Genomic DNA, 26,610 nt, shown 5'->3' on the forward strand with positions numbered 1-26,610 from the left:
CGAGGGCGTCCGCGAGATCCTCACCGCCGCGCGCGAGGTCGTCGCGGGGTGCCGCTGCCAGCACGACGAGGGCCGCGCGGCCTGCCACCGCTGCCTGCTCGCCCACGTCAACGACCGCGAGTTCCCGCACGCCGACCGGGCGCTGGCCCAGGAGATGCTGGAGGACCTGCTGGAGGACTGGCGGACCGACAGCATCGCCCGTACCGACGACATCTCCCTGTGGGACCAGGTCGAGAGCGAACTGGAGGCCCGCTTCCTCCAGGCGCTCCAGCGCTGGGCCAAGGCCCCCGGCTCCGGCCGTTCCTTCGAACTGGGCGGCAGGGTCAACGGCCGCCGCAGCGCGGTCCTGCGCCTGATCGGCCCCGAACCCGAACGCAACGTCATCGGCTGGGAGGTGCTGTTCCAGAACACGATCAGGGAGACCCGCCCCGACGTGGTCTTCCGCCGCCTGGACACCAGCGGTGACCAGGTCGCCCTCTACCTGGACGGCTACACTTACCACGCCTCGCCCGAGCGCAACCGGATCGCCGACGACGCCGACAAGCGCGCCCGGCTGCGCGCCCACGGCATCACGGTCTTCCAGCTCAACTGGGACGACCTGGACCACCTGGACGGCAAGAAGGTCCCGCACCCGGCCTGGACGCCCTACGGGCACAACGGACGCATGCAGGCACAGGGCGTCCACCGCAAGCAGGGCGCGGACCCCAAGGAACTGGACGACACCGTCTGGACCAGTCCCGCCGAGGCGATGTTCGCCTACCTCGGCGATCCCGACGGAGAAGCCTGGGGCCGACGCGCCACGGCCGCCCTGATGGGGCTCAGGCACACCACCGGGGTCGAACAGGCCGGGGGCGGTGGGGTCGAACTCGCCCCGCACGTGGCCGCGGTCCTGCGCGGCGATCCCATGCCGGAGCGGGTCAGCGGTCGGGGCTGCGTGCTCATCCGGGCCACCGACGACGCCGGATGCCGGGTGGTCCTGGTCGCCAACCAGACCCAGCGGACCATCAGCGCCTTCACGGTCCTCGACGACCGCGACGAGGCGCTGACCGCCGACCCCGACGCGCACCGGCGCCGCTGGAAGGCCTGGCTGTACTGGGGCAACCTCGTACAGTTCCTCACCCGCGAGGGCGGCGACGCCGGACAGTTCGCCGCCAGCGCCCTGGGCTCCTTCGACGCCGCAGTGCTCTCGGCCGTGGGCGGCGACGGGCTCGACGACAGTCTCGCCCGCCGGCCCCTGGACCCGGCCGAGGCCGATGCGCTGTTCGGCGACACCCTCGTCAGCACCCGGTTCCAGGAGAGCGGTCTGGAGCTGGGACTGGCCACCCTGGCCGCCACCGCCGCGGAGACGGCCGCGGACCCCGCCGCCACCGGGCGCGGGGCGGACGTTCCCGCCGACGGCGCCCACACCGTGGAGGTCACCGTCGACCCCGGCTGGAGCCAGGTCAGGGACCTGATGGAGCCCGACGAGCCCGGTCTGGCCACCCTGGCGGGGGAGCTGGCCCGGCGCGGCGTCCCCGCCCCGGAGGCGGGCTACGAGCTGGACGGGCCGGGGCTGTGGCCCGCCGAGCTGGCCTGGCCCGAGCGGAAGGTGGCCGTGCTGCTGTCCGCCGAGCTGATCGGCAACGCCGAGGACCGGGCCCGGGGCGAGGCGGCCTACGCCGAGGCGGGCTGGCGCGTGCGCGAGGCGGTCCAGTGGGATGTGTCGGAGCTGGCGCGGATACTGACCGGTGACGAAGAGGGCGACGGTGGCGCGGGCTCCGACAGGGGCGACGGCGACACGGCGACGGTGAAGGGATGAGCGTGCAGGACAAGGCCACGCTGAGGCTGCTGGACAAGGCCGACAAGGAGATCCGCAAACTCCCCCGGAACGTGAAGGGGGCGCTCTACGACTTCCAGTACAAGTTCCGGGAGAACCCCACCCACCCCACGAACGGGTTCGGACCGGTCAAGGGGCACGACCACCTCTTCAAGGCGCGGGTGGGGGAGTACCGGGCCATCCTCTTCCACGTCGGCAACCAGGACTACATCCTGGTGGCGCTGCGTCCGCGCGGACAGGTCTACGAGCACCTGGAGCGCTACCGCTTCGACATCAACGCGGTGACCGGCGCCCTGGAGATCTTCGACGTGGTCGCCTCGGCCGAGGCGAGCGCCCCGGAGGAGGAACCGGCCCCCGTCCCCGCTCCCGTTCAGGAGGCCCCGGCGGCACCGGAACCGGCGGCCCCCGCCGAGGCGGTCGAGGAGGCGGAACCGGCCGACGCGGGGCCCCGCCCCCTCCTGGCCGACTACAGCGAGGAACAGCTGCGCGAACTGGGCGTGGCCGACGGCCTCGTCTCCCTCGCGCTGACGATCACCTCCGAGAGCAGGATGCTCGGCCTGGTCGAGTACGCCCCCCGGCACACCGAGGAGGTCCTGCTCGCCCTCGCCGACGGGCGCGGCTTCGACGAGGTGATGGAGGAGGTCACCCGCCCGGTCGTCGCCTCCGAGCCCGTCGACACCACCGACTACGCCGCGGCCATGGCGCGCCCCGCCACCAGGGTCACCACCCGCGACACCGAACTCCAGCAGGTCCTGGAGGACGACTTCGCCGCGTGGAAGGTGTTCCTGCACCCCACCCAGCGCAAGCTGGTCGACCGCGTCTACAAGGGCCCGGCGCGCGTCAGCGGCGGCCCCGGCACGGGCAAGACCATCGTCGCCCTGCACAGGGTGAAGTACCTGGTCGAGCGGTTGCCGAAGGGCTTCACCAAGCCCGTGCTGCTGACCACCTTCAACAAGAACCTCGCCGCCGACCTGCGCCGCCGCATGCTGGACCTGGGCGGGCAGGAGCTCCTGGACCGGGTCGACATCGTCAACATCGACCAGCTCGCCTCCAGGATCGTCAGCGAGAGCGGCCAGGGAAGGCAGCGCCGCCGCACCGTCAACGACCAGCAGGCCGCCCGCGAGTGGCAGGACATGCTCGTCGAGCTCGGCGTGCAGGACTGGGACGCCGATTTCCTCAACGCCGAGTGGAGCCAGGTGATCCTGGGCCAGAGCGTGCGCAGCCGATCCGAGTACTTCCGGGCCCGCCGGGCCGGGCGGGGGCAGCGCGTCAGCCGGGCCCAGCGCGCCGAGATCTGGCAGCTCGTGGAGCGCTTCACCATGCGACTGGAGGAGAAGGGCGTGTGGACCTTCCGCCAGGTCGCCGAGGCCGCCGCCCGGGTGGAGGGCGACCGGGCCGCCAAGATCCGCGCCAACCGCGAGCGCGAGGCCAGGCACGGCGGTCCGATGCTGCACCACCAGGACCAGTCCTTCGCCAGCCTGCGGTTCCGCTACGAACACGTGGTCGTGGACGAGGCCCAGGACCTCAACCCCGCCCACTGGACGCTGCTGCGCGCGATGGTCGACCACAAGGACGACGACATCTTCCTGGTGGGCGACACCCACCAGCGCATCTACGGCAACCAGGTGTCCCTGGGCAGCCTGGGCGTCAACATCGTGGGCCGCGCCTCCCGGCTGACCCTCAGCTACCGCACCACCCGGGAGATCCTGGGGTCGGCGCTGGGGCTGCTGGGGGAGGAGACCTGGGACGACCTGGACGAGGGCACCGACACCCTCCGGGGATACCGGTCGGTGCTGCGCGGGCCCCGGCCCGTCTTCCACGGTGCCGACACCTGGGAGGCCGAGACGGAGGCCCTCGTGGGCCGGATCCGGGCCATCCGGGAGCGCTCGGAGGCGGAGGAGAAGGTGCCATCCATCGCGGTGGCCGTGCCCACCCGGGACATGGTCGGCGAGGTGGAGAGGGAGCTGGTCCGGGCCGGGATCAGCGCCGCCTCCCTGGGGCCGGAGGGGCCGCCGCCCGGCAAGGAGGAGTCGGTGCACGTGGGCACCCTGCACCGGTACAAGGGGCTGGAGTACCAGCACGTGCTCATCGCCGGTATCGCCGAGGGGCTGGTGCCCGCGGCCCACCTCGAGCGGTACAGGGACAGCGACGGGCCGCGCTACCGCAAGGAGATGCAGCAGGCGCGTTCGCTGATCTTCGTGGCGGCGACGAGGGCCCGGGACTCCCTGACGGTGTCCTGGCACGGCGAGCCGAGCCGGTTCCTGCCCCCGAACGCGGCGGAGCTGGCCGCCGAGGCCGAGGAGGCGGAGGGGGCGGAGAAGGCCGAGGGCGACGGTTTCGAGGACGGGGGCCTGTTCAAGCCCCCGGGCGCCCTGCTGTGACCGAGGGCGGGAGAGGGGTGATGTGCCCGCCCCTCTCCCGCCCCTGTGGGATCCTGGAGCGGATATGAGCCCGGACACGCACACCGAACCCGAACCCGCCAACACCTACCTGCTGATCCTCAGCGAACGAGAGGCCGTGGCGTGGGTGCTGCGCACCTCGCGCATGGCCTTTCCCGCGACACGGCGGGCGGAGGTGGAGCGGCTCAAGGTCGGTGACCGGCTCCTGCTGCTCACGACGCGGGGCTGTTGGCACAACCCCACGCGGGACCGGACGAGGGTGATCGGCCTGGCCGAGGTCACCTCGTCCGTCCGCGCCTACGACGAGCCGGTGACCCTGGCCGGGCGGGACTTCACGCGGGGATGCGGGCTTCGGCTGGAGTTGCTCAGCCCGTACCGGACCGGTGTGGAACTCGCCCCGCTGGTGCCGGACCTGGAGGTCTTCCCCGACACCCGCCCGGGCGCGTGGGCCGTGCGGATTCGCAGGCCCCTGGTGCAGCTCGGCCCGGCGGACGCGGAGCTTCTCACCCGCGAGCTCGACAAGGTCGCCGGTGCTCCCGAGGATCTCGTGCCGGAGTACGTGGAGAAGGTGCGCCTGGCCGTCTCGGGGTGACGCGGTCACGCGCGCGGCCCCTCGGAACCGCCCGGACGGTTCGGGTGCGGAACCTCGCCGCAGGGCAGGCCGACGGGTGCTCACCGGGCACGGCGCGGACCTGCTCGCGGTCGGCGGGGAGGAGGGACGCGGCTTCAGGGGACCCGGCCGGACGCCACTGGCCCGTCCACCGGGGCACCCGCTCCACGATCAGGGTTGCCTGAGGACGGGGTTCGCCTCATGGTCCAGCCAGACGCTCTGCCGGTCCGCTGACACGGTGAGGCCGAACCGGGTGTGTTCAGGTCGGCCCTCCTGCCGCCACCAGGCGTAGGCGGCCTCCATCTCGGTGAACAGTTCTCGTGGTCCGTGCTGCCGGACCTCGTATCCGGTCTCGCGGTGGTCGGGGTCGATACGCCAGGACGCCCAGGAACCGGTGTCCGGGTCGACCAGGTGAACCGTGAAGCGTTGCTCCTCGTCGGTGGTCTCGACCCGGTTCAGGACGGTGGGCATGCGCAACCCGATGGCGAAGCTCGCGCTGAAGCCGCCGATCGGCTCCCCGGGGGGGGGGGNGTGCTGGTGACCGTGAAGTCCTGGTTCTCGGGGTGCACGTGTGTTTCGACGACCCGTCTGGGCACGCGCTGGTCGCGTACCCACATGAACGCCACGTTCCCCGCGAAACGCCCGTGCGCGCGACCGCCCGGATCCACCCGCAGGTCCGCCAGGACACCGTTGTGGAAGGCGGTTCCCCAAGGGGTGAGGATCCGTCCGCCCGGCCTGGTCTGGGCGACCCAGTGGTGGGGCACCCGTTGGACCGCCGCGGTGCTGAGCACCCGGTCATAGGGTGCTCGGTCCGGCCAGCCCCGCGTGCCGTCGCCGGTGATGACGTTCGGCTCGAAGCCCGCGCCGGACAGCCGTGCGCGGGCCTGTTCCGCGAGGTCGGCGTCGACCTCGACGGTGGTGACGTTCTCGTCGCCCAACCGGTGGGAGAGCAGCGCGGCGTTGTACCCGCTTCCCGTTCCCACCTCCAGCACGCGCATCCCGGGGCGCGCGTCCAGGCGGGAGAGCATGTCGGCGACGATCGAGGGTTGCGAGGCGGAACTGGTCGGGTATCCGGAACCCTTCCCGGTGCCGTCGTCCACCTGCGTGATGACCGGGATGTCGTCATAGGCCAGTTCGAGCCACCGTTCCCGGTCGCCGTCGTGGCCACCTCCCCGGTCCACGGTGGCGCCGTCGGGGCCGGTGATGCGGTCGGGCAGGAACCGGTGGCGCTCCACCGCCGCGAAGGCCCCGTGCCAGTGCTGGTCCAGGTCGCCCGCCCGGATGAGGCGGGCGACCAGCTTCTCGTGTTGGGGGATCACTACTTGTCGTCCCTCTCGTGTCCGCCGCCACCGGAACCGCCGTCGTTGGGCGTTGGCGGGGGAACGGGCCGGTCGGGCTTGTGGCCGTCGTGGGTGGAGTTGTCCTCGTGCTTGGCGCGCACGTTGGTGGATCGCATGGGTTCGCTCCTCGGGAAGTGGGGGTTGTGCTTCGACGGTGACGCCGACAGCAACTATTCCATTGGTACTGGAATAGATCTGCTGTGACAAGGGGGTGACGGTACGGAGTATTCCTGTCATGATGGAATCACCCCGACCCCTGGAGGAAGCGTATGAAGCTCACCCGGATCGCCGGAGACTGCCCGGACGGCGTCACCTGTCCCACTGTCTATGCCAGTGACCGCGGGACAGTCGTCGTACAGGGGTACACGCTCTCCGCAGACGACCTCAGCGAGATCACTCTCCCCTCGGGAGAAGGCGCCGTGGAGATCCCCCTGTCCCTGTTGAAGGAGGCCGCACGTGCTCACCGTGGCTGAACTGCTGGAGTTCTTCGACACTCACCTGACACGGTCGGCGTTCCGCCTGGAGACCCTGGAACGGTACGACGTCGGTTCCGACGGGGGAGACTTCCAGCGTTTCGTGGCAGGGGAGTCCGAACCGGATTGGGAGCGGAAGACCCCCTGGCTGGAGACGTTGCGGCAGGGCAAGAAGAGTGGCATCCGGCGATACCGCGTGAGGGTTCTGCGTACGCCGCTCAACGACTATCTCCGCTACTCCTGCGAATGGGGGTACGTCCTCAACAGCGAGGCGGGGGAGGAGATCCACGTTCTGGACCTCGCTGAGCGCGAACTCCCGGCAGAGGTCGTGGACCACGACTTCTGGCTGATCGACGACAAGTACCCCCTGCGCATGCACTACGGCGAGGGAGGCGAATTCATCGGCGCCGAGCTCGTCGATAGCCTGGAGCGATACCAGAAGGCCAGGGACGCCGCACTCACCGCTGCTGAACCGTTTGAACGGTGGTGGGCCCGGCACCCCGAAGAGTGGAGATCCAACCGGACTGTATGACGGTTCCGCAGAACACCCCCGCCGGTCGCGGTGCCGAAGGCCGTGACAGGCTCGCCCGTGCATTGCGCGAAGCGCGGTCCCGCGCGGCCGTCAGCGGAGTACGTGCGGGACGAGCGGCGAGGATGTCACAGTCCAAGGTCTCCAAGATCGAGCGCGGGCTCCTGCTGCCGTCGGTGGAGGACGTCGCCGCACTGTGCCGGGTATATGAGGTAGCCGAGGACGAACGCGCGGAGCTGCTCACCTTGGCCGAAGCCCTGCGGAAGGAGGCTTCCAGCCGGGTGATCATGGCGCGGGGCGTCTCGCAGTTCCAACGCCGTATCAACGGGCTGACGGAAGCGGCGTCGCTGATCCGCACCTTCCACCCCGTACTGGTTCCGGGTGCTCTCCAGACCCGCGAGTACACCCGTCGCGTCTTCGCTGATCCGCGCAGGCAGGTCTCGGTGCAGGAAACCGAGGCCTCGATCGAGGCCAGGCAGGAACGACGCCAAGGTCTATTCGAGGGCACGACGCGACACCGGCTGATCGTGCCTGAGGGTGCTTTGCGTTGGCAGGCGGGATCGCCCGAGGTGATGGTGGGGCAGATCGAGGGCATCGTGCACGTCATCGCTTCGGCGGAGCGGGCCACGGTGGGCGTTATTCCCTGGACCACGCCCGTGCACGTGTTTCCTGGTCATGGCTTCAACATCTATGACGAGGATGCCGTCATGGTGGGAACCGAGACCGCCACGGCGACGATCACGGGCACGGCCGACATCGCCACGTACGTGGAGCTGTTCGGGGAGTTGGAGAAGCTGGCCTGTTTCGGGGATGAGGCGGTCAGGCACCTGGAGCGCATCGCGGGGGAGTACCGCCGCCTGGCCGCGGGGTGAGCGGTGCGGACCCCGGCCAAGGAGAGGGCCGGAGTCCGCTGGTGTCAGGTGCGGGCGATGGTGAGGAAGGCGTCCCACTCGGCGGCGGGGAAGGGGAGGTGGCCCTTGGCCGGGTTCTTGGAGTCCCGGACGGCCGCGCCGCAGGGCAGGTCGGCGACCTCGACGCAGTTCTGATCTTGGCCGCTGTAGCTGCTCTTACGGAAGCCGGTGGGGATGTGGGCAACCTCCACACAGTTTGGCGCTTGCCCGCTGTAGCTGCTCTTGCGGAAAACCAGCTCGTTGCTCATCCGTCACTCTCTAGGGATGTGAGCACGTCGGCGATGAACCGTGCGCTCTGCGTGGTACTCAGGGCAGTGCCCTGGATGTCACCGAATGTGGCGCTGTAGCGGGCGACATCCTTGGGTTGCTCGAAGAATACTGAATCAGTCACGGTATCCACGTGAACGATGGGCAAGGCTAGGTGCTCGGGGAACTCCAGGATGCTGAACGGGGCCACCAGTGCCGCGTGCGAGCCTGCGGAGAAGGGGAGTACCTGCACATCGATGTTGGGCATCTTCGCCATGTGCAGTAGGTGCTTTATCTGCTCGGCCATGATCGAGGTGTTGCCGATCATGCGACGTAGTGCTGCCTCGTCCATGACCACCCGTAGGTGCACGGGGTTGAGCCGCGACAAGATCTCCCGTCTGGTCACGCGTGCGTCCACGCGGTGGGCGATGTCTTGGGCATCGGTATAACGTCCGCCCTGGAACAGTGCTTCGGCGTACTCGGGAGTCTGGAGGAGCCCGGGAATCACGAGCCCTTCGAAGCTGCGGATGACAGACGCCTCGGCCTCGAAGTCAGGCAGGGCCTGTTCCCCGAAGACCTCTCGGTACTTGGACCACCAGCCTCGCTCCTTGGCGTCGCGTGCCAGTGCATGCATGGCCAGACGCTTCGAAGGCTCATCGATCTTGTACAAGTCCATGAGCTTGTCGAGGTCACCAGCCGTGATGCGACGGGTCTCAGTGGTCTCGATCTTGCTGACCTTGGACGCTGTCCATCCCAGAGCCTTACCTGCCTGGGAGACCGTCAGCTTGGAGCGCTCGCGGCCCTGCTTGAGTTCGGAGACGAGGAGACGAAGCCGAAGAGTGGGGCTGTAAGGGATCCGCATGCCTGCAGTCTACGCCATGGAGGCGACAATATCGCGTATGGCTTGACTCTCGACAATATCGAGAGCACTATGGAGGCGTAGCCAGTAATCGATGACTCACGCAGAGTCTCTGTTGGTCAGGCTACGCCGTGCCCCTTCCTCGTACTGGGGAAACGCGAAGGTCCCATGCCTGCGGGCACGCCGAACCCCCGTTGTCACTCCACACATACAAGGAGTCTGTTCGTCATGCCCGCAACCGCATCCCTGGCACACCTGCCCGAAGTGACCGTCCCGCTCGGTGAGCTGGTGCCGCCGCGCTGTCGCCACTACTTCACCGGCGCCGCTGACATCCGCAGCTACAAGGCGCGCTGCTACCCCTTCAACGGGTCCGTCCAGTACATGCCGCTGGTGCGCGCCTTCCTGAATACCTGCGCCATCACCCAGTCCGAGGACTACCGCTACCTGTTCACCCTGCTCGGATCCGAGATCGCCAACAACGCCGTCGAGCACAGCCGCTCAGGTGAGCCCTATGGCACCTACATCCTCAAATGCGAACGGCGGGACGGTGGGTTGAAGCTGACCTGCCGCGACCAGGGCGCGCGCGACGGTGAGCGGGCCGAGTTCGACGGGCGTTCGTACCTGCGTCCTCGCCCGAACGGGTTGGACCCGGCCTCCGAGTCCGGGCGCGGGTTGGCCATGGTCAACGCCCTGGCCACCTCGTGGGGTGACAACGGCATCCCCGACTACCGGCAGGTGTGGTTCTTCCTGGCCTACGACCTGACCGACAACCCCTGGAACACCGCCGCCTAAAGCGCGGCTCATCACGCCACAGACGTGAAACGGGCCCAGGAGAGCGCGGCAACGCTCTTCCCGGGCCCCAAACAACCCTGAATCCGACACTTGCGCATGTAAGAAAGCAGGATCGATGACGCATCCTATCCCTGACCCGCGTCCCTCCAGCGACCCGCTGTACCGGAACCCGCCGCCCCTGCCCCGGCGCCGCCCGCTCGTCGGTCCGTTCTGCCCGACCTGCGAGCACCCCTCCTGCCGCAGGCGCCGCGCCCAGTTCCTGCCCCGCCTGGGCGGCCACCTGGCCGAGTACCAGCGCGAACACGCCCTCGCCGCCGCCCTCCAACGCCGCAACCCGCGCCTGGTGATCTGGTACGGGGAGCGCACCGGTTCGTACTGGGTGGCCTCGTCCACCGGCCTGGCTGAGGTTCCCGACATCGGAACCCTCGCCCGCCTCCTGGAACCGGCGCACGCCCTCACCTGACCTGCTTCCGTGTCCCCGGCGGTGGCTGCTTCCAGAGGCGAGGCGGCCACCACCACGCCTGCTGCGTGCCACCTTCCCTTCGGACCACTCTCCCGCCACACCCCCGCCGTCTTCGCTCTGTGCCATCGATGCCCCGTCGGTTCCTGTGAGGACCCGCTTCCAAGCGGGTCGGGGATCGCTTCGTATCCCGGAGTCCAAACCGCCCGCATTGCGATGGAAGAGACAGCAAGAAACAGCTTCGGCGGCTCACTGGGAAAAAGTTGCCGAAATTAGTCTCGAAACAGCGTGTGGAAGCTGTGCGAGCAGGCTAAGTTACCAACGACACCACAGACGAGATACGAGACGCGAAAGGTGGCGACCGTGCTGTTGCGGTTCAGTGTGGCGAACTGGGCGTCCATCAGGGACGAGCAGGAACTGAGCCTGGTCGCCGCCGACAAACACGACGACCTCGCTGTCCAGGACATCCCGGGCACCAGCCTGCGGGCCCTGCCCGTCGTCGGTGTGTTCGGAGCCAACGCCTCAGGCAAGTCCAACCTGATCAAGGCCCTGTCCTACGCCCGCGCGGCCGTCCAGTACTCCCACAGCAGATGGGACCCGCTGGGCGGTACGCACCGCATCCCCTTCCTGCTCGGCGACACGGCCGGAGAGCCCTCGGAGTTCGCCTTCGACTTCATCCAGGGAGGAACCCGTTACGAGTACGGGTTCGAACTCGACGACCAGCGGGTGACCGCCGAGTGGCTGTACAGCTGGCCCCACGGACGACAGCGCATGCTCTTCGAGCGCGGCGGCCCCGGGCCGGAGGACATCGAGATGGGGCCGGGGCTGCGCCGCGGCTTCGGCAGGCGCAGCCAGACGGCCCGGGAGTCGGTCCGGCCCAACAGCCTGCTCGTTTCGGCGGGGGCCTCGGGCAACCACCCCCTGCTCACACGGGTCTACGACTGGTTCGCCCAGGTGGGGGTCGCGACGGACCACAACGCCCCCGAACGCCTGGAACGTACGTTGCGCATGCTCACCGGCCCCGAGCGCGAGCTGTGTACTCTGCTGTTGAAGTACGCGGACCTGGGTATCGCCGACGTCCGTATGGAGGAGCGCGAACTGCCCAAGGAGGCCGTGGCGCACTTCAGCGAGGGCCTTCGTCTGCTCAACCCGGACCATCCCCCAACGGATCCGGCCAACTGGCGGGCGAGCCCCGAGATCGTCGTGGAGCACGCGACCTCGGACGGCGGCAACGTGGAGCTGCCCTACGGTGCGGAGTCCAGCGGCACGCACACGTGGCTGGAGATGATCGGTGTGGTGGTCCAGGCCCTCACCCGGGGGCGGGTGCTCGTCGTGGACGAGCTCGACGCCCGACTGCATCCGAACCTGGCCGGGCAGTTGGTCCGCCTGTTCTCCGAGCCCGAGACCAACCCGCTCGGGGCCCAGCTGGTGTTCAACTCCCATGACGTCACCCTGCTCAGCCGTCACTCCTTCGGTTTCCTCACCCGGGACCAGGCATGGTTCACCCAGAAAGGCGTGGACGGGAGTACCGAACTGGTCGCGTTGCGTGAGTACAAGGTGCGCAGTGAACGCGATGACCTAGTGAAGAAGTACCTTCTGGGCGCTTTCGGGGCAGTTCCCCTGTTCGAGGAGCAGATAAGTGGGGAAATCGGAAACCTTGTCACCACGCATGCGGTAGCGTGCCGGTGTGGCGCGAAAGAAACCGTGGGAGCGGAAGAACTCATCTCTTGATCCGAAGAACGTCGGAGCGAAGGGGGAGGGCCTCAGATATCTCATCTTCTGCGAGGACACCTATGGTGGAACGACGTACTTTCGGGAGATGAAGAGGGAGCGCCGGTCCCCCAATATCCACATCGAACTCGGCGGCAAACACGGAGAGCCGTACAAGCTGGTCCAGGCCGCCAGGAAGCGGCGGAGCGAGGCTTCCCGCAGGCGCGGTGACCAGGGCGCGGAGTACGACGAGGTGTGGTGCGTCATCGACATCGAGGCGCCGAGGCCACACGACTCCCTGGAGGAGGCGGTTCTCCTGGCGAGGAAGAGCGGTATCGAGATCGCATACGCCAATCCGTGCTTCGAGTTCTGGCTCCTCCTCCACCAGAAGGACCACACCACCGGTTCCCTGAGCACGGCCGACGCCATCAGGAAAATGCAGGGGTTGAAATGCTGTTACACGGCGAGCAAGGATTTCGATCCCCGGCACTTCCTCGGTCGGCCCCAGCAGGACGCGATCAGGCGCGCGGAGAGGTTGGGAAAACGGTACGGGGACGGCGTCCGTCTGCGTGACCGGAACCCCGGGACGGACATCCACGTCCTGGTCCGCCGACTCCTCGCCCAGACCTGACTCGTCCCGCACCTTCCCGGAAGAGGGCCCCGGCACGGCCACCCCCGCCAGGCGCCTTCCGCCCCGACTCCGCCAGTGGGCCGTTATCTCCGGTTGTTTCGTCGGGTACCCGGCCCACCTCGTCCGGTGAATCGGGGAGGTGGTGACCGGGATCGGCTATTCGTGCTCCGGCGGTACGGTCGCTCCATCACGTCCGTGTACGCGACGGTAGTGCGCGTTGTGCTCGGAAAGCTCCTCGTCCACCGCTTCCGCCTGCGGCTGGTCGCCGGATTCCCGGAGCGTGCGGACGAGATCGGCCGCCGCGATCGCCTCGAACCAGGAATAACGGGCCTCGCGGTACTCGGCGACCACTGTTTCGAGGAGTTCCCGAGACCGCTCCAGGCGTTCCGCGGCCCGTTGGAACACGCCTTCCCAGTAACGAGCTTCCATCGCGGCCCATCGGTCCCCGTGCTCGGTTGATAACGGAATGCTAGCGTTGGCGGGCATCGTCGGGAAGCAAACAGAATCGGTGAGACCCCCATGGCGGATCGGGACGAAACGATCCAGGTACGGCTTCCCGCCACGGCGACGGACATACCGCCGGGAGAGACACGTCGTATCGGTCCTTACCGCCTGCTCAAACGTTTGGGCGCGGGTGGTATGGGGGTGGTGTACGCCGGTGTCGACCAGACCGGACGCGCCGTCGCGGTCAAGGCCGTTCACGACGAGTACTCCGCGAACCCCGAGTTCAGGGACAGGTTCGCGCGCGAGGTGGGCCTCCTCCGCAGGGTCGGCGGCGCATGCGTGGTGCCGCTTCTGGACGCCGACGTCCGATCGCGGCGGCCATGGCTGGTCACACCCCTGGTCCACGGCCCGACGCTCGCCGAGCAGGTGCGGCGACACGGACCACTCGACCCGCGTCTGTTGAACGGCCTCGCGATGGGTGTCGCCGGAGCGCTCACCAGCATCCACCAGCACGGGATCGCCCACCGCGACCTCAAACCCGCCAACGTCATCCTGTCCGAGCAGGGGCCCAGGGTCCTGGACTTCGGTATCGCCCGCGCCGTCGACGAGACCGCGCTCACCCGGACGGGATCACTGGTGGGTACCCCGGGGTGGATCAGCCCCCAGCACTACCGGGGAGAGCCCGCCACGTTCTCCGACGACGTGTTCGCCTGGGGGTGTCTGGTCGCCTACGCCGCCACGGGCAGACCTCCCTTCGGTACGGGAGCTCCCGACGCCGTCGCCTTCCGTGTCCTCCAGGAGGAACCCGATCTGGTCGGGTTCGACGGCCCTCTCGCGGACATCGTCCGTGCCGCGCTGAGCAAAGAGGCAGGGAACCGTCCGACCGCGGCAGGGATACTCACACAGACCACGGGGACCCAGGGGACCCAGGAGTTCGGACGGGGATCCGGCGGCGAGGCCGCCACGCAGGTTCTGACCCGGGTGCTCGACCGGGAATGGTTTCCGCCGCAGGCGCCTCCCACAACCGTTCACCAGATCCGTGGGTTCGGGGAACGAACGGAACCGAAGAAGCGGCGCACAGGAAGGTTCCCGGCCCTGGGCGCCGGAGCCGTCGCACTGCTGCTGACGGTGTCCCTCGGCGGGTGGTGGATGGGTACGCGGTTCGATCAGGAAGACGGCGCCGAGGGACCGGACCGTGCCGGGGCCCGGCCGGAGGCGGCGGAGGCGTCCATGCCCGAATCGGAGTTCGGGCACGCGGAGTACATCGTGGTCCAGGCACGTGTCGGCCCGGGAGCGGCACCCGGACCCACCGCTCCCGGAGGACCCAGGCCCGATGGTGACTTCGTCGTCGGCCTGCACCCCTACGACCCCGAGGGGGACCCCGACAACATCGATCCCATGACGGGGCAACCGACTATCGACTTCCACGAGCACGACGCCCTGTGGGGACGGATCGCCGAGGACGCCGAGATCCTGTGTGCATGGTCCTTCTGCACACAGAGCGCGGGAGGACTCGACCCCCATGGTTACGGCACCACTCCGGCGGAGCCGCAGGAGCTCATCGACTACTTCGAGGAACACGAGAACTCTGGTGGAGCCCCTGACGAAATGTGGATCGTCGCCGAGGTGACCTATACCGTCAATGTCAACGGTGTGGCCCGCATCACGAGGATCATCGAGACGTTCACACCCTGAGGAACCGCGTGATCCCGTCTGGTCGAGATCCGTGGTGTTTCACGGGTCCGTTCGTCCTGCCTGAGCGCCTGGCTGCCGCGACTGTGGTCGCCCGGCTCTTTCGTGCGCGAGTCGATGTGGTCGGGGTGTGGTCCCGGACAGGCGGGTTTGTCTGTTTCGTGTATGTATGGAGCTTATTACTCCACTGGTGCCCTGAGTAGGTGACGTTCGTGGTGGCCGAATCCGGCCAGGTGAAAAGAGGCCGCGCTGACCGAGGGTGGTCGGGCCTGGTGTAGAACTGGTGGTTGCTCTGGTTCTCACATCGGTGTGGAGGTTCGGGAGGGGAATGGCGGAGAACCCCGCTGGCACGGTGAACAACACCTCCATCAACCTGGGGCAGATCCTCAAGCTGGTGCAGGTCGGGAACCTGTACGGGAACATCTCGTTCCACCTCGGCGACATGGTGCACACGGAGACCGAAGCGGTACTGGAGGAATACCAGAGATACCTCGCCGCCACCTTCTCCCCAGCCGAACCAGAGCTCTATCAGCATTTCCGAAAAGGGTTCGAGCAGCAGAGATGGGCCATCCTCTCAGGAGAGCCCGGCAACGGCAGGGAGACCGCGGCCATCGCCCTGCACGCCTGGTGCGGGATGCGCGTTCATTCGATCCCCCTGAACGAGCAACCAGGGAAGCGCCTGGCCCGGACCCTTCCCGTGCCGGGAAACGGATACCTGGTCGACCTCACCCTGACGCAGATCGACGGGTCGATCGTCACGGAACTACGCGCCCTCCGGGCGCGGGTGGCGGAGAACGAGGCGGCGCTGACCATCCTCACCCGGCCCGGACAGCTCACCGGTGAACTGCACGAGATTCCCGTGTTCCATGTCCGTCGACCGCCGGGCATCGCCGTGCTCTCCGAGCACCTGAAGCGCCTGATCGGGGAGAACGCCCAGAAGGTGTGGACCACCTGGCAGGGCGTCCAGGACAAGGTGCGGGACGCCGGGCCGTCGGACGCCGTTCGCCTGGCCCGGATCGCCTACCAGTCCCGGCCGACGGACGACAGAACTTGTACCGAGACGTGGATCCGTGAAGCGCTTGACGCGTACGGCGACTGGAAGGGCGAGCTGAACGGTTGGTTCGCGGAGCACAGCGGGGACACCGCCGTCTGGAACCGGATCGCCCTGATCGCCGTCGCGGTGTTGGAGGGGCGGCAGGCGTTGGAGGTGTTCGATGCCGCTGACGACCTGGCACAGGCACTGGGAGAGCGACCCAGGGGCGTGGGAGGGATCTTCGGTCCGGGCGTGGACCTCACCCTGGAGACCGTGGGCGCGAAGCGCGTTCCGGGCGACGGTGTGTGCTTCACCAGGCCCGAGTACGCGGACGCGGTGCTGGAATACGTGTGGGAGCAACTCCCGCGACTACGAAAGTACCTGATCGCATGGATGAGTGAACTGGTGGCGGAGAGGCCGCAACTCGTCGCCCCGGTACGCGGAGCCTGCGTGCGTCTGGCCCTGTCGCGCAGGGACCAACCCCTGACGGTTGAGTTCTTCGACAGCTGGGCGAAAAGCGGGAGGACCAGGCAGGCCGCGGCGGACTTCGCGGCCGAGGCCGCCTCCTCACCGGACCTGGGGAAGGAGATACGTAAACGCCTCTACGACATCGCGAGGAACCCCTTATCCGACCACCACCAGGCGATGGCGGTCGCCAGCGCGTGTGTCACCTATGGCCGCACCAACCCCGCGTCCGCACTGACCCGTCTCAAGTGGCTCGCGCAGGCCGATTCGGAAAGGGTCCGTCAGGCCGCACTCGACGCCCTGGAGGAGCTGGCCAGGGACGGGGAGCGGTGGTTCGAGGTCGTCGGCGCGCTCCTGAACGAGTGGTGCCACGAAGGGGTCTCCCCCAGGCGTAGGGAGGTCGCGTTCCGCTTTCTCGTCCGTGCTCTGTCCGCGTCCACGGAAGGTGTGCCCGAGAGGCTCCTCTGGTCGAGGACGCACCCGGACGTCGCCAGGGCCACGGACCACGTCGCGGACATGTGGGGAGCGGTCCTCGGTCGAGGGGACGACGATCTGACTCTGGAGGCGGTCGGTACGTGGATCTCCTGCGTTCTGGAGGACGCGTTCAGGTTCGAGGAGGTGGCCGACATCCTCGTCAGAGCGGCGGCCGGTGGCAGGAGCGGTCTGAGCGAGGGGGCGGTGAGCAGGCGCACCGTCACCGCCGGTCGGATGATCGTCCACTGGTGTGAACGCAACGGCGTCGACCTCGGCACCAGGGCCGTCTACACCCTTCAGGCGCGGCTGTACAAGGCGCACGACCCTGCCTCGTCCGTGTGAGACTCGGGCACCGCGTTCTCAGGCCTTGTCGGTGAAGGGAGCGAACCCGTCCGGAGGGCGCGCCTGCACCGGGTGCCCGCGGGGACGATCGGCGGGGCCGACGTCCGCCCCTGGACACCGCTCGGAAGAAGGACGGGATCGTGATCAGCAACGACAAGTTCTCCCAGCACACCGAATACCATTCCTGGCTATCCGGAAAGGGGCGGCTGCTCGGAGGGACCGAGGTCGCAGGGATGTGGGCTTTCAAGGAGCTGCGCCCCATTCGGTGACCAGCGGAGAACCCCCACGTGTACGTGCGGCCGAGCGCGAAGCCGGTTGCGCGGGAGTAGGGGATCTGTAATGCTGTGAGGGTCGTGGACATCAAAGAGAGAGGCGTGCAGAGCACATGAGTCAGACCGCATAGCCCTTTCTCAAAGTCTTCTTGGGTTCTGAACAGGAACACACATCCGGTGTGTCCTGCCCAAGAGACGGAATGGGAGTTTGCGTGTCCACGACCATCGCCCTGGTGTGCGGGGCTTCCTTCGGAGCCTTCTGCATCACCCTGCTGCTCGCCCGCGAAGCCAAGAAGAGCTGGCCCCTGGCCCTCCTCATCGCCGGGGGTTCCCTTCTCGGCGCGCTCTCCGCGTTCGGCACCGTCCTCTCGGCCATCTGACCTCACGCACGGGGCGGGCCTGCGGGCCCGCCCCAGCGCCGTTCCGGCACGGACACGACGGTTCGAACCCCACCGAGGTCATCGCGATACGCTCCCTGCGGACCCCGGTAGGAACGGCCAGAAGACAGGGGGACCGCGTTCCCCGCGCATGGGGCGAGCAGACCTGGAGACGGTTCCGCTGTGGTCTTTTCGGGTTCACTCCGCCCTGAATACCTCGCTCAGATGCCATTGAAGTGCGTCCCGGGACGGGCGGTCGGCCCTTGGCCCCGGGACGGACACTGGTCTGCCCTCCAGGGCGGTGTACTCCCCGGCGTCCGGGAAGTCCTTGTGCAGGTGCGGGCTGACCCGGACTTCCAGGTCCGGGGACACCGACAGATAGCCCAGATCGAAGAGCCTGTGCACGTCCGAGCGCAGGAGGAGCCCGTTGTCGAGCCGGTGCAGACCGCCTTCGGACACCGGATGGATGTGGGCGGCCTCCAGAACCGGGCGCACGCGCTGTCCGGTGACGGCGCACCGGCCCTCGTAGGCGTCCAGCAACGCCAGCTTGAACGCCTCCTGCCCCAGGCGGCGGCGGGTGATGCGGCCCTCGCCGACCACCGGACCGTTGTGCTCCCAGGTGGCAGCCACGGCGTGTGCGTCGTCGGTAAGGGCCTCCGTCGGATTCTGACCGAGGATTCGGGTCACGATGGGCGCGAAGTAGTCGGCGTGCTCGGGGGCGGTGATGTCGGGATACCCCTTGCCCTGCACGAGGTTGCTCGCGAAGTCCGCAGGCGGGTCGAAGGTCTCCTTCTCGGGGAGGAACACCGGGTCGCGCAACATGACGCAGCCGATGGCCGGGTCCTCCCCGGGGAGGATGGGCGACCCCGAGTTCTTCATCCGGTAGCGACTGATCGCCTCACGAACCTCGGAGAGGTCGCTCCTCCCGTTGCCCTCGTGGAAGGCCGCCCAGGCCTCGGAGAGAGGAACGAGGGCGAAGCCGCTGAAGACCGCGCCTCCCACGATGCGGTCGTGCGGCTTGTGGGTCTTGAACAGGAACAGGTCTCCCGGGGAGAGCGCCTTGAAAACCCCGCCCGAGGGGCGCCAGAAGTTGATCTCGGCCAGGTGGGGGCGCTGGGCGAGGAAGTCGGCCCAGGCCTTGTCAGTAACGCCGACAAATGCCTTCATGTCCGACATTGTGAAGTATGTATTCACCTGTATTTGCCTGTGATCGGAGTTTCCGCAGGAGGCGGCGGAGCGGTGCCCGCGAAGAGCCTGGTGGAGCCGGGTGCGCATCCGGGTGTCCACATCCGGCCAAGGCGGCGGGCCGCGCCGCGTGATGGGACGAGGGTGGTGTTTCCGGGGAAGCGCGCGTCTCCCGGGGCGATGTCACCGCCCCGCCCACCGGACTTCTGTCGCGGTGCCGTTCGGGACCCGGTTGGGGATGCCGCCGTGCCCGCCGACCGTCGCCGTGGTGCGGTCCGGTCGGCGGGCACGTCCGTCGGGGACGCGGCTCGGCCGCGGGCTCATCCGTTCTCGGGTGGGGCGCCCTCCGGGGCGCCGGACGGGGCCCCGCCGTCGCCCGGCTCGCCGGAGGGAGCCCCACCGGGGGGAGCCCCGCCGCCGGGGCCGCCCATGCCGGATGCTTCCTGTTGGGTGACGCTGCCCGCGTAGTCGTTGCCCGGATCGCGGTAGATGGTGTGGACGTGCCCCCACCCCGCCGTGGTGTACCCGTCCACGTCGGCGCCCGCCGACCCCTGCTGGTTGGCGAACTCGACGTAGACGTCCGGGCCGGAGATCTGGAAGTGGACGCCCCCGCCCCGGGTCATGTCGTACTCGGTCGCCCCCGACCAGTTCACGTAGGTCTCGTCGAGGGTCGCCTCGATCTCGGCCAGGGCCGCGTCCGTGGTCTCCTCGTCGGACAGCCCCACCCAGTTGGCGACCACGTCGAGCAGGAGCTGTTTCTGCTCGTCGGTCAGGTCCGATCCGGCGAGGCCGGTCCCCGTCGGGTAGGAGCAGGTGCCGCCGGGGGCGCAGGCGAGGTTGGTGACCTCCGAGCCCTGGTACAGCTCGGCCCGCTGCTCGTCGGTCAGGCTGTCGTGGAAGGCGAAGGCCGACTCGTACATGCCCGCGAGCGGCTGGACCTCGTCGCCCTCGTCGTCGGTGTAGACGGCGGGCTGGGAGCCCAGGTGCGTGGGCGCGAACGTGATCGAGTCGTCGGTGCCGTCCAGCGTGGCGTTCAGCCCGAGGTGGTGGCCGCCGAACTGGAGCTGCCACGCGTCGGAGTCGGACGGGTCGCCGAAGAAGGCGACGTAGTACTGGCCCAGCGAGTCCCCGGTGCTGGAGCTGTTCTCCAGGAGGAACTCGTCGCCGTCCATGATGCCGGTGACCGTCTCGTACCCCTCCTCGCTCAGGAGCGCTTCGAGGACCTCCATGGCCGCGGTCCTCTGCTCCTCGGACAGGTCGTCCAGGTTCAGTCCGGCCCGGTCGACGAAGGTGACCGGGAAGTTCGACCAGGTCGTGGTCTTGGACTCGTCGTCGTAGGCGTACAGCAGCTGTTCACTCTGCTCGTCGGACAGCGTCGCCATGAGTGCCTCCGCCGCGGAGGCGGTCTGCGTGATGGTCTCCTCGGTCGTCGTGGACGACGTGCTCTCGGAGTCGGTCGTCTCCGGCACCGAGGCGGCGGTGCCCGCGGCGGCGCACCCGCTGAGCATGAGCAGCGCCAGCAGCAGCGCCGTCGCGATCCCTGCCGCTTTCGTGCGTTTCGGCCGATGCCGGACGCTTTCGGTCTCCTGACCGGTGGTGTTCGTCATGGAGGCGAAGGTAGGGAACGAACCTTGGTGCTTCCTGTGTGTCGCCTGAGAACGAACTGAGGACCGGCCCGTCTGCCGGTGGCGGTGGTGGTATGCGGTGCTTCGGGTCAGGCGGGACCGGGGCGGGGGATGAGGATCCGGTCCGGGGCGGCGTCTGGAGCGCGCTCATCGTGGCGTGTCGGTCCTCGTGCGGTGCTGCGGAGGGGAGGCGGCGAGGACGCCGAACACGGCGGTGCAGTAACGGGGATCGCCGTCGGCGGCGTGGCGCTCCAGGAGGACGGTGTTCGGCGTGGTCGGGGCTCGCGGTCCTCGGTGACACAGTGCAGTGCCTCCCCGGCGGCCAGACGGAACGCCGCCTGCAAGCCCTCCGGGCCGGAGTCGACCTCGTGCCGGAGGGCGCCGCGCGATACCACGCGGGTGGCGAAGACGGACCGTCCGCGGCCTGTTTCCTCCCGGACTTCGCGCGCCCTCGGCGAAGGCGAGGGTGAGCTCCTCCGGAAGCGGATCCCCGGGTAGCCGCAGACCTCGGGCAGATCGAAGGCGAGTTCCGCGCCGCCTTCGGGCAGGGGTTCGAAGTCAGCCCAGACCACCGCGAAAGTACGGGGAGCAGACCTGTCGGATGTGGCGGACGAACACCCCGGTGACCGGGCGGGGCGGTACGGGCGGACGCGGGCTGGTGCTCACGGACAGCTCCTCCTCAGATGTCGCGGTTCTGGCAGCGGTGTGTGGCGATTCCGTTCGATGTGGTCCCCGTCCAGCACCATGTCCAGAGCCGCCAGGATGTCGCCGTTCCCGCAGTCGGACAGGTGGTCCCGGAGCTGCTGGGCGGACGCCCCGTGTGTCAGCCCGGTCGCCTCGTCACCGGATCTCGTTTCCGGGGTGCTCGCTGTCGTAGGCGCGGCGGGCCCGGGCGATGGTGTCCCGGTGCTCCAGCGACCAGTCCGCGAGCGCCCTGACGAGGTGGGTGAGGCTCGCGCCGGTCTCGGTGAGCCGGTAGTCGACCTGGGCCGGGACCGTCGGGTAGACGGTGCGAAGTACCAGGCCGTCCCGTTCGAGCCGCCGGACCGTCAGGGTGAGCATCCGCTGGGATATCCCGTCGATGGCGCGTTGGAGCTGTCGGAAACGGCGTGCGCCGTTGGCGAGCTCGACGATGACGAGGACCGACCACTTGTCCCCGACCCGGTCGAGGACGTCGCGGATGCCGCAGTCCGGGTGGTCCGAGCCCCCACACGGGGCCAGGTCGGCCGCTCCGGTGGTTACGTCGGTGTGCGTCGGTGACACGAAACTGCCTCCTTGTGGCGGGCCTGTGGCCGGTCCAGGATCTCAACGGTAGTTACCGAAGAGAACCACGAGGGAGGACACGACCCATGATCATGGTGACCGGGGCACACGGGCAGCTGGCGTCGCTCACGCTGGCCGAGCTGGACGCGCGGGGGGTACCGGCCGTCGGGGGCAGCCGCACCGCCGGGGACGGTCTGCGCCACATCGACTTCGACGACCCCGACAGTCTGGACTTCACGGGGATCTCCACCCTGGTCCTGGTCTCGGCCGGGTACGCCGAGGACGACCGGGTCGTCGCCCGTCACGGCGCCGCCGTCGACGCCGCGGTCCGTGACGGGGTGGCCCACGTCGTCTACACCAGCCTGACCGGTGCCGGGGACCATCTCGGGTTCGCCCTCGCCCACCGGGCCACCGAGAGGCTGGTGAAGGCCGGCGGGCTGAGGTGGACCATCCTTCGCAACGGCCTGTACGCCGAGCTGTTCGGCGCGCTGTTCGCATGGACCCCTGATGGCCTGGAGTCGGCGTTCGGTACCGGTGCCCTGTCCGCGGTCGCACGCGCGGACCTCGCCGCCGTCGCGGCGGCCGTCGCGACGGCNNAGCTGGTCGGTGCTCCGATCAGCGCGGACGACGTCGCCGGACGGCTCGGCGTTGCGCACCGCACGATCAGCCTGGATGAGTACCGTGCCCGCGTTCTCTCCGACCGGGCCCTGTCGCCGTTCCAGCCACCGATGCTGGCCTCGATCGCCACCGGTGTCCGCCACGGGTTCCTCGACGACACCAGTACCGACCTCGCCCACCTGCTGGGGAGGCCTCCCACGGACCCGCTCACGGTCGCCGCGGACACCGCGGCCTCGGTGCGCACCAGCCAGGCCTGAAGCCCGGTGGTGCGTCGCGACGCACCCTGTTGACTGAGGAGTCGTCAGGGAACGGGCCCCGCCGCCCCGCCAGGAACCCCGCTTCCCTCCCCGACGTGAAGGGATCCCGGTGGGCGACCACCCGCCCACGAGCGTGGGCGGCACCGGGGCGCTGAGCAGACGTGCCAGCCGGGCCCCGGCGAACTCGGCCTCGCCCCGCACGGTCAGGGTGTACTGGACGTTCTTGCGCTCGAACTCGGCGGCGGTGGCGTAGGACGCGGTGTAGCTCTGGGAGGACTCCAACAACCCGAGCGACTCCAGGTGCCGCAGCGCCGCCTCCACCTCGGTCTCCTCCACCGGTTCGGTGAACCCGGTCCCGGGAAGCCGGTCGTGCACCTGTTCCACCAGCAGGGCCGTCTCCCAACCGCTCGTTGGCGTCGTTGAACACGTGCAGGATCGCGAAGTACAGGTCCCGGCGGCTGCCGGAGGCGAAGTCGAAGACCCGGGCGGGAAGTCGTTCGAAACCGTGCGTGTGACCGCTGCCCCTCCTACCGCGCGCCGGTGCTCACCCTCCGGTTCCCCACAGCAGTCAGAGGACCCCGTGTCCGTGACGCGAACGCCTTCTCGGCTCCGGCGCGCTCATCGTGGCGTGTCGGCCCCCGGGCGGTGCCGCGGAGGGGAGGCGGCGGGGGCGCCGATCGCGAGGAGGGCGGTGTCGTCGTCGAGGCCGTCGCCGAACCCCCTCAGCAGTTCGGCCAGGGCGTCGACCATGTCGTGGGGTGTGGAGGGGGCGTGTTCGGCGGCGAAGGAGTGCAGGGCCTCCTCACCGTACATGGTGTCGGGTCCGGGCCCCGTGCGGGCCTCGGTCAGGCCGTCGGTGTAGAGCACGAGGGTGTCGCCGGGGGCGAGAGCGGTCTCGACGGTGGCGAAGTGGGCGTCGGGCAGCACGCCGACGAGCATCCCGCCCGGCGTGTGCAGAAGGTCGGCCCGTCCGCCGGAGCGCAGGACCAGGGCCGGGGGATGGCCTCCGGAGGCGAGGCGGACACGGGCGCGGTCTCCGTCGGGTTCGAGGACGCCGAACACGGCGGTGCAGTAACGGGTATCGCCGTCGGTGGTGTGGCGCTCCAGGAGGACGGTGTTCAGCGTGGTCAGCGCGTCGGCGGGTTCGGGGGAGTGGAGGGCGGCGGTGCGGAGGCCGTAACGGACCTGGGAGGTCAGCGTCGCGGCCTCGGGTCCCTTGCCGGACACGTCGCCGAGGAAGAAGGCCCAGCGTGCGTCGTCGATGGGGAAGAGGTCGTAGAAGTCACCACCCAACTGGTGGTGGGAGGCGGTGTGGTAGTAGGCGGCCGCTTCCATGCCCGGCACCTCGGGCAGAGTGTCGGGCAGGAGGGCCTTCTGGAGTACGTCGAACACGTTTGCCAGGCGGGCCCGGTCGGCGTCGGCCTGGCGACGCGCCCGCTCGGCCTCGGCGCGGGCCTGCTCGGCCTCCCCGCGGCGACGCAGCAGCTCCTCCTCGTAGGCGCGGCGGTCGGTGGCGTCGAAGACGGTGGTGCGGACCAGTTGCGGCTCGCCCCCGCTGTCGTGCTTGACGACGGAGGAGACCAGCACGGGAAGGCGGCCGCCGTTGGACGTCCGCATCTCCAGGGCGATGCCCCTGAGCTCGCCCTGCATACGCAGCAGGGGCGCGAAGTGCGTCTCGTGGTAGAGCTTGCCACCCATGGTGAGCAGGTCGGGAAAGCGCATACGGCCCACCACGGCGTCGCGCTCCAGACCGAGCCACCCCAGCAGCGTGGCGTTGATCCTGGCCACCGTGCCGTCCATGAGCGTGGACAGGTACCCGCAGGGCGCGGACTCGTAGAGCTCCTCGGCGCTGTCCTCCAACAGTGCGGTGAAGGCCGCGTTGGTGCCATCGCCGTCACCGGCTCCGGACGGCTCGGTCCCCCTGTTCACCCGGTGTCCCTCAGGGACTCCAGGAAGTCCAGCACCGCCGCCGCGGTGGCCTCTGGCGCGCTCAGCTGCGGGCAGTGGCCGGTGGCCTCCAGGGTGACCAGCCGTGAGGAGGGGATCGCCGCGTGGACGAAGGCGCCGACCTCGCGCGGGGCGATGAGGTCCTGGGCGGATTCCAGGATCAGCGTCGGGATCCGCACGTCCTTCAGATCCGCGCGGTTGTCCGACAGGAAGGTGGTGCGGGCGAAGACCCGGGCGATGTCGGGGTCGGTGGCGCAGAAGCTGTTGGTCAGTTCCTGCCCCAGTTCGGGCCGTTCGGGGTTGCCCATGATCACCGGTGCCATGGCCGATGACCATCCCAGGTAGTTCGACTCCAGTGAGCTCAGCAGTTCGTCGATGTCCTCCGAGGTGAATCCGCCGCGGTAGTCCTCGTCGTCGACGTACCGGGGCGAGGGGGTCACCATCACCAGCGCCCCGATCCGCTCCGGTGCCTCCCGCACGGCCAGGACGCCCACCACGGAGCTGACGGAGTGTCCCACGAACACCGCCCGCTCCAGGTCCAGTGCGTGACAGATCTCCACCACGTCCCGGGCGTAGCCCTCCAGGGAGGAGTACCTCTCCTCGCTCCATGCGGAGGAGTCCGATCTTCCGGAGCCGACGTAGTCGAACAGCACCACCCGGTACCGCTCGGCCAGGGCCGGAACCACCAGGCGCCACATGTTCTGGTCACAGCCGAACCCGTGGGCCAGCACGACCGTCGGCCCGTCGGCGGTCCCCGTGACCGTGACGTTGTTCCTGCGCAGGACGTCCATACTGGTCATCCCTTCCCCGTGCCAGTTCGCTCAAAAGGTCAGATGGATCACGTGGCATCGCCTCTGGCACCGGGGCCATCGACCCCTCTCGTCCGGTGGTCTTCCCGGTACCGCTCCGAGGTGAACCCGGGGCGCGCGCCTCCCGGTCCCGCCACGCTGTGACCACCGCGTTCCCTCCCGACGTGAAGGGCCCCGGTGTGCGGTCGCCCACCGGGACCCGGACCTCGGCGCGCCTCAGGCCGTTTCGCCCTCCTCACCCACCGGTATGACGGAACGGACCACCCGACAGGCGGTCGACTGCGACACCCCGGCCCTGGCGGCCACGGCCCTGGTCGACAGGTGTGCGCCACCGGCGTCGACGCTCTCGGTGATGACCGTGGTGAGCCGTTCCTTGGTGAGGGCGCGCGGTCTCCCCGGCCGCGGGGCGTCGGTCAGCCCCTCCAGCCGCCGCTCGGTGAAGCGTCTGCGCCACTTCCGGACCGTCGCCGCGCTCACGCCCAGTTCACGGGCGACCTGACTCTGGGACACGGGGACGCGGTCCGCGACCGTCCGGTCGCACGACAGGACGATACGGGCTCGCAGGGCGACGTCCTGTGCCTGCTTCCGCTTCCTGATCCACCCCTGGAGGACGTCACGTTCTTCGTCGGTCAGTTCCAGCGGCACGAGCTTCGGGCCGGGATGACTCATCAACCATCTCCTTCTGATTCGTGTGGGGGAAGGGTTCGGACGGGAACCCGTCGAAGGGAGGAACGTCGATGACGGCGCGCCGGCCGCTCAGTCCCGGGCCGACTCGCGAGGCTCGGAGCGCTCGTCGGCGCCGGCGTCCGGAGCGGTCCCGCCGTCCTCGGCACCGCCCATCGGGGCCAGGTGCCGCAGGGCGGCCACGATCAGCAGGGCGAGGAGCACCGACAGCGCGGCGTTGAGGCCGCCGACCACCGTGACGGCGCTGGTGAAGGCGCTCTGGGCGGCGTCCGTGACGGAGGCGGCGGCGGACTCCGGCAGTTCCTCGGCGGCCACGGACGCCCCGGCCAGCGAGTCCTCGGCCGCGG

The 26,610-nt window shown here is 69.1% G+C and carries 26 protein-coding genes and 2 pseudogenes (1 of these 28 only partly in view); 14 read left to right on the forward strand and 14 right to left on the reverse strand.

All coding sequences use genetic code 11. The features are described 5' to 3' along the window. The 3 genes and pseudogenes from D455_RS34145 to D455_RS0108965 all read left to right on the forward strand — a co-directional run. Positions 1-1,798: pseudogene (locus tag D455_RS34145) on the forward strand (DUF1998 domain-containing protein); the annotation flags it as partial. Beyond that, a complete protein-coding gene (locus tag D455_RS0108960) occupies positions 1,795-4,197 on the forward strand; it encodes a UvrD-helicase domain-containing protein (RefSeq protein WP_017570393.1) in 2,403 nt (800 codons plus the stop codon). The pseudogene D455_RS34145 and the gene D455_RS0108960, both read left to right, overlap by 4 nt. Before the next feature lie 64 nt (positions 4,198-4,261). Beyond that, positions 4,262-4,807 carry a hypothetical protein gene (locus D455_RS0108965; protein WP_017570394.1) on the forward strand — a complete coding sequence of 182 codons (546 nt, stop codon included), beginning with the start codon at positions 4,262-4,264 and terminating at the stop codon, positions 4,805-4,807. A gap of 189 nt (positions 4,808-4,996) precedes the next feature. On the opposite strand, the pseudogene D455_RS29800 reads toward D455_RS0108965, so the two are convergent. Continuing rightward, positions 4,997-6,144, reverse strand: a pseudogene (locus tag D455_RS29800) (methyltransferase domain-containing protein). Then, positions 6,144-6,281 (reverse strand): hypothetical protein, encoded by a 138-nt coding sequence (locus D455_RS34515; protein ID WP_017570395.1) that lies wholly within the window; start codon positions 6,279-6,281, stop codon positions 6,144-6,146. The pseudogene D455_RS29800 and the gene D455_RS34515 overlap by 1 nt, the downstream one beginning before the upstream one ends. A 153-nt stretch (positions 6,282-6,434) precedes the next feature. Here D455_RS34515 and D455_RS0108980 point away from each other — a divergent pair, with 153 nt between their 5' ends. From D455_RS0108980 to D455_RS0108990, 3 genes are read left to right on the forward strand one after another with little or no spacing between them, the layout of a single operon-like run. Next, on the forward strand, positions 6,435-6,638 hold the full coding sequence (locus D455_RS0108980) for a hypothetical protein (RefSeq protein ID WP_017570396.1): 204 nt from the start codon (positions 6,435-6,437) through the stop codon (positions 6,636-6,638). Further along, positions 6,622-7,170 carry a DUF6879 family protein gene (locus tag D455_RS0108985; RefSeq protein WP_017570397.1) on the forward strand — a complete coding sequence of 183 codons (549 nt, stop codon included), beginning with the start codon at positions 6,622-6,624 and terminating at the stop codon, positions 7,168-7,170. The genes D455_RS0108980 and D455_RS0108985 overlap by 17 nt, the downstream gene beginning before the upstream one ends. Continuing rightward, entirely contained in the window at positions 7,167-8,039 is an 873-nt protein-coding gene (locus tag D455_RS0108990) for a helix-turn-helix domain-containing protein (protein ID WP_083922188.1), read from the forward strand. Before D455_RS0108985 ends, D455_RS0108990 begins: the two co-directional genes overlap by 4 nt. 44 nt (positions 8,040-8,083) lie before the next feature. Here the strand turns inward: D455_RS0108990 and D455_RS0108995 are convergent, their stop codons facing one another. After that, the gene (locus D455_RS0108995; protein WP_026122460.1) at positions 8,084-8,326 is read right to left on the reverse strand and encodes a DUF397 domain-containing protein; all 243 of its coding nucleotides are present in this window, start codon (positions 8,324-8,326) and stop codon (positions 8,084-8,086) included. Beyond that, positions 8,323-9,186: a helix-turn-helix domain-containing protein gene (locus D455_RS0109000; protein ID WP_017570400.1), complete on the reverse strand. Its 864-nt coding sequence runs from the start codon at positions 9,184-9,186 to the stop codon at positions 8,323-8,325. Before D455_RS0109000 ends, D455_RS0108995 begins: the two co-directional genes overlap by 4 nt. Positions 9,187-9,411: 225 nt before the next feature. Here D455_RS0109000 and D455_RS0109005 point away from each other — a divergent pair, with 225 nt between their 5' ends. From D455_RS0109005 to D455_RS32150, 4 genes are all read left to right on the forward strand, one after another. Beyond that, entirely contained in the window at positions 9,412-9,975 is a 564-nt protein-coding gene (locus D455_RS0109005; protein ID WP_017570401.1) for an ATP-binding protein, read from the forward strand. Between the two features lie 115 nt (positions 9,976-10,090). Next, entirely contained in the window at positions 10,091-10,438 is a 348-nt protein-coding gene (locus tag D455_RS0109010; protein WP_017570402.1) for a hypothetical protein, read from the forward strand. Positions 10,439-10,798: 360 nt separating this feature from the next. Next, positions 10,799-12,166 (forward strand): AAA family ATPase, encoded by a 1,368-nt coding sequence (locus D455_RS29805; RefSeq protein WP_160167837.1) that lies wholly within the window; start codon positions 10,799-10,801, stop codon positions 12,164-12,166. After that, positions 12,123-12,776, forward strand: coding sequence for an RloB family protein (locus tag D455_RS32150; protein ID WP_083922190.1), 654 nt, complete (start codon positions 12,123-12,125; stop codon positions 12,774-12,776). The genes D455_RS29805 and D455_RS32150 overlap by 44 nt, the downstream gene beginning before the upstream one ends. Before the next feature lie 156 nt (positions 12,777-12,932). Here the strand turns inward: D455_RS32150 and D455_RS29815 are convergent, their stop codons facing one another. Beyond that, positions 12,933-13,262 carry a hypothetical protein gene (locus tag D455_RS29815; protein WP_152487035.1) on the reverse strand — a complete coding sequence of 110 codons (330 nt, stop codon included), beginning with the start codon at positions 13,260-13,262 and terminating at the stop codon, positions 12,933-12,935. Positions 13,263-13,415: 153 nt separating this feature from the next. On the opposite strand from D455_RS29815, the gene D455_RS0109030 reads away from it, so the two are divergent. From D455_RS0109030 to D455_RS29820, 4 genes are all read left to right on the forward strand, one after another. After that, on the forward strand, positions 13,416-14,915 hold the full coding sequence (locus D455_RS0109030) for a serine/threonine-protein kinase (RefSeq protein ID WP_241480210.1): 1,500 nt from the start codon (positions 13,416-13,418) through the stop codon (positions 14,913-14,915). A 325-nt stretch (positions 14,916-15,240) separates the two neighbouring features. Continuing rightward, a complete protein-coding gene (locus D455_RS0109035) occupies positions 15,241-17,226 on the forward strand; it encodes a hypothetical protein (RefSeq protein ID WP_020480241.1) in 1,986 nt (661 codons plus the stop codon). A gap of 140 nt (positions 17,227-17,366) precedes the next feature. Then, the gene (locus D455_RS35875; protein ID WP_017570406.1) at positions 17,367-17,495 is read left to right on the forward strand and encodes a hypothetical protein; all 129 of its coding nucleotides are present in this window, start codon (positions 17,367-17,369) and stop codon (positions 17,493-17,495) included. Between the two features lie 215 nt (positions 17,496-17,710). Next, positions 17,711-17,878, forward strand: coding sequence for a hypothetical protein (locus tag D455_RS29820; RefSeq protein WP_017570407.1), 168 nt, complete (start codon positions 17,711-17,713; stop codon positions 17,876-17,878). A 195-nt stretch (positions 17,879-18,073) separates the two neighbouring features. On the opposite strand, the gene D455_RS35880 is transcribed toward D455_RS29820, so the two are convergent. The 9 genes from D455_RS35880 to D455_RS29825 form a co-directional block, all read right to left on the reverse strand. Next, positions 18,074-19,042, reverse strand: a complete 969-nt coding sequence (locus D455_RS35880; protein WP_026122463.1) for an HNH endonuclease — start codon at positions 19,040-19,042, stop codon at positions 18,074-18,076. A 338-nt stretch (positions 19,043-19,380) separates the two neighbouring features. Further along, complete coding sequence (locus D455_RS0109050; RefSeq protein WP_017570409.1) at positions 19,381-20,667, reverse strand: DUF3500 domain-containing protein; 1,287 nt, start codon at positions 20,665-20,667, stop codon at positions 19,381-19,383. Positions 20,668-21,525: 858 nt separating this feature from the next. After that, a complete protein-coding gene (locus D455_RS0109055; protein ID WP_017570410.1) occupies positions 21,526-21,948 on the reverse strand; it encodes a winged helix-turn-helix transcriptional regulator in 423 nt (140 codons plus the stop codon). Then, positions 21,924-23,207 carry a DUF2397 family protein gene (locus D455_RS36255; protein ID WP_449289302.1) on the reverse strand — a complete coding sequence of 428 codons (1,284 nt, stop codon included), beginning with the start codon at positions 23,205-23,207 and terminating at the stop codon, positions 21,924-21,926. The genes D455_RS0109055 and D455_RS36255 overlap by 25 nt, the downstream gene beginning before the upstream one ends. Before the next feature lie 234 nt (positions 23,208-23,441). Continuing rightward, on the reverse strand, positions 23,442-24,752 hold the full coding sequence (locus D455_RS0109065) for a PP2C family protein-serine/threonine phosphatase (RefSeq protein ID WP_017570412.1): 1,311 nt from the start codon (positions 24,750-24,752) through the stop codon (positions 23,442-23,444). After that, complete coding sequence (locus D455_RS0109070; protein ID WP_017570413.1) at positions 24,749-25,561, reverse strand: alpha/beta fold hydrolase; 813 nt, start codon at positions 25,559-25,561, stop codon at positions 24,749-24,751. Before D455_RS0109070 ends, D455_RS0109065 begins: the two co-directional genes overlap by 4 nt. Positions 25,562-25,795: 234 nt before the next feature. Beyond that, positions 25,796-26,248 (reverse strand): helix-turn-helix domain-containing protein, encoded by a 453-nt coding sequence (locus D455_RS0109075; RefSeq protein ID WP_017570414.1) that lies wholly within the window; start codon positions 26,246-26,248, stop codon positions 25,796-25,798. Between the two features lie 87 nt (positions 26,249-26,335). Beyond that, positions 26,336-26,497 (reverse strand): hypothetical protein, encoded by a 162-nt coding sequence (locus tag D455_RS35260; protein ID WP_017570415.1) that lies wholly within the window; start codon positions 26,495-26,497, stop codon positions 26,336-26,338. After that, a protein-coding gene (locus D455_RS29825; RefSeq protein ID WP_449289303.1) for an MFS transporter crosses the window boundary here: on the reverse strand, positions 26,449-26,610 show its 3' end. 1,551 nt of this gene lie beyond the right edge of the window; only the last 162 of its 1,713 coding nucleotides appear in the window; its start codon lies beyond the right edge, outside the window — the gene reads right to left on this strand; it ends in the stop codon at positions 26,449-26,451. Before D455_RS29825 ends, D455_RS35260 begins: the two co-directional genes overlap by 49 nt.

It is taken from the genome of Nocardiopsis halotolerans DSM 44410 (assembly GCF_000341065.1).
Classification (GTDB): Bacteria; Actinomycetota; Actinomycetes; order Streptosporangiales; family Streptosporangiaceae; genus Nocardiopsis; species Nocardiopsis halotolerans.

What these genes read in the sequence shown, in the direction of transcription:
- D455_RS0108960 (WP_017570393.1), top strand. Translation starts at nt 1,795, where the DNA reads ATGAGCGTGCAGGACAAGGCCACGCTGAGGCTGCTGGACAAGGCCGAC.
- D455_RS0108965 (WP_017570394.1), top strand. Translation starts at nt 4,262, where the DNA reads ATGAGCCCGGACACGCACACCGAACCCGAACCCGCCAACACCTACCTG.
- D455_RS34515 (WP_017570395.1), bottom strand. Translation starts at nt 6,281, where the DNA reads ATGCGATCCACCAACGTGCGCGCCAAGCACGAGGACAACTCCACCCAC.
- D455_RS0108980 (WP_017570396.1), top strand. Translation starts at nt 6,435, where the DNA reads ATGAAGCTCACCCGGATCGCCGGAGACTGCCCGGACGGCGTCACCTGT.
- D455_RS0108990 (WP_083922188.1), top strand. Translation starts at nt 7,167, where the DNA reads ATGACGGTTCCGCAGAACACCCCCGCCGGTCGCGGTGCCGAAGGCCGT.
- D455_RS0108995 (WP_026122460.1), bottom strand. Translation starts at nt 8,326, where the DNA reads ATGAGCAACGAGCTGGTTTTCCGCAAGAGCAGCTACAGCGGGCAAGCG.
- D455_RS0109000 (WP_017570400.1), bottom strand. Translation starts at nt 9,186, where the DNA reads ATGCGGATCCCTTACAGCCCCACTCTTCGGCTTCGTCTCCTCGTCTCC.
- D455_RS0109005 (WP_017570401.1), top strand. Translation starts at nt 9,412, where the DNA reads ATGCCCGCAACCGCATCCCTGGCACACCTGCCCGAAGTGACCGTCCCG.
- D455_RS0109010 (WP_017570402.1), top strand. Translation starts at nt 10,091, where the DNA reads ATGACGCATCCTATCCCTGACCCGCGTCCCTCCAGCGACCCGCTGTAC.
- D455_RS29815 (WP_152487035.1), bottom strand. Translation starts at nt 13,262, where the DNA reads ATGCCCGCCAACGCTAGCATTCCGTTATCAACCGAGCACGGGGACCGA.
- D455_RS0109030 (WP_241480210.1), top strand. Translation starts at nt 13,416, where the DNA reads ATGGGGGTGGTGTACGCCGGTGTCGACCAGACCGGACGCGCCGTCGCG.
- D455_RS0109035 (WP_020480241.1), top strand. Translation starts at nt 15,241, where the DNA reads ATGGCGGAGAACCCCGCTGGCACGGTGAACAACACCTCCATCAACCTG.
- D455_RS35880 (WP_026122463.1), bottom strand. Translation starts at nt 19,042, where the DNA reads ATGAAGGCATTTGTCGGCGTTACTGACAAGGCCTGGGCCGACTTCCTC.
- D455_RS0109050 (WP_017570409.1), bottom strand. Translation starts at nt 20,667, where the DNA reads ATGACGAACACCACCGGTCAGGAGACCGAAAGCGTCCGGCATCGGCCG.
- D455_RS0109070 (WP_017570413.1), bottom strand. Translation starts at nt 25,561, where the DNA reads ATGGACGTCCTGCGCAGGAACAACGTCACGGTCACGGGGACCGCCGAC.
- D455_RS0109075 (WP_017570414.1), bottom strand. Translation starts at nt 26,248, where the DNA reads ATGAGTCATCCCGGCCCGAAGCTCGTGCCGCTGGAACTGACCGACGAA.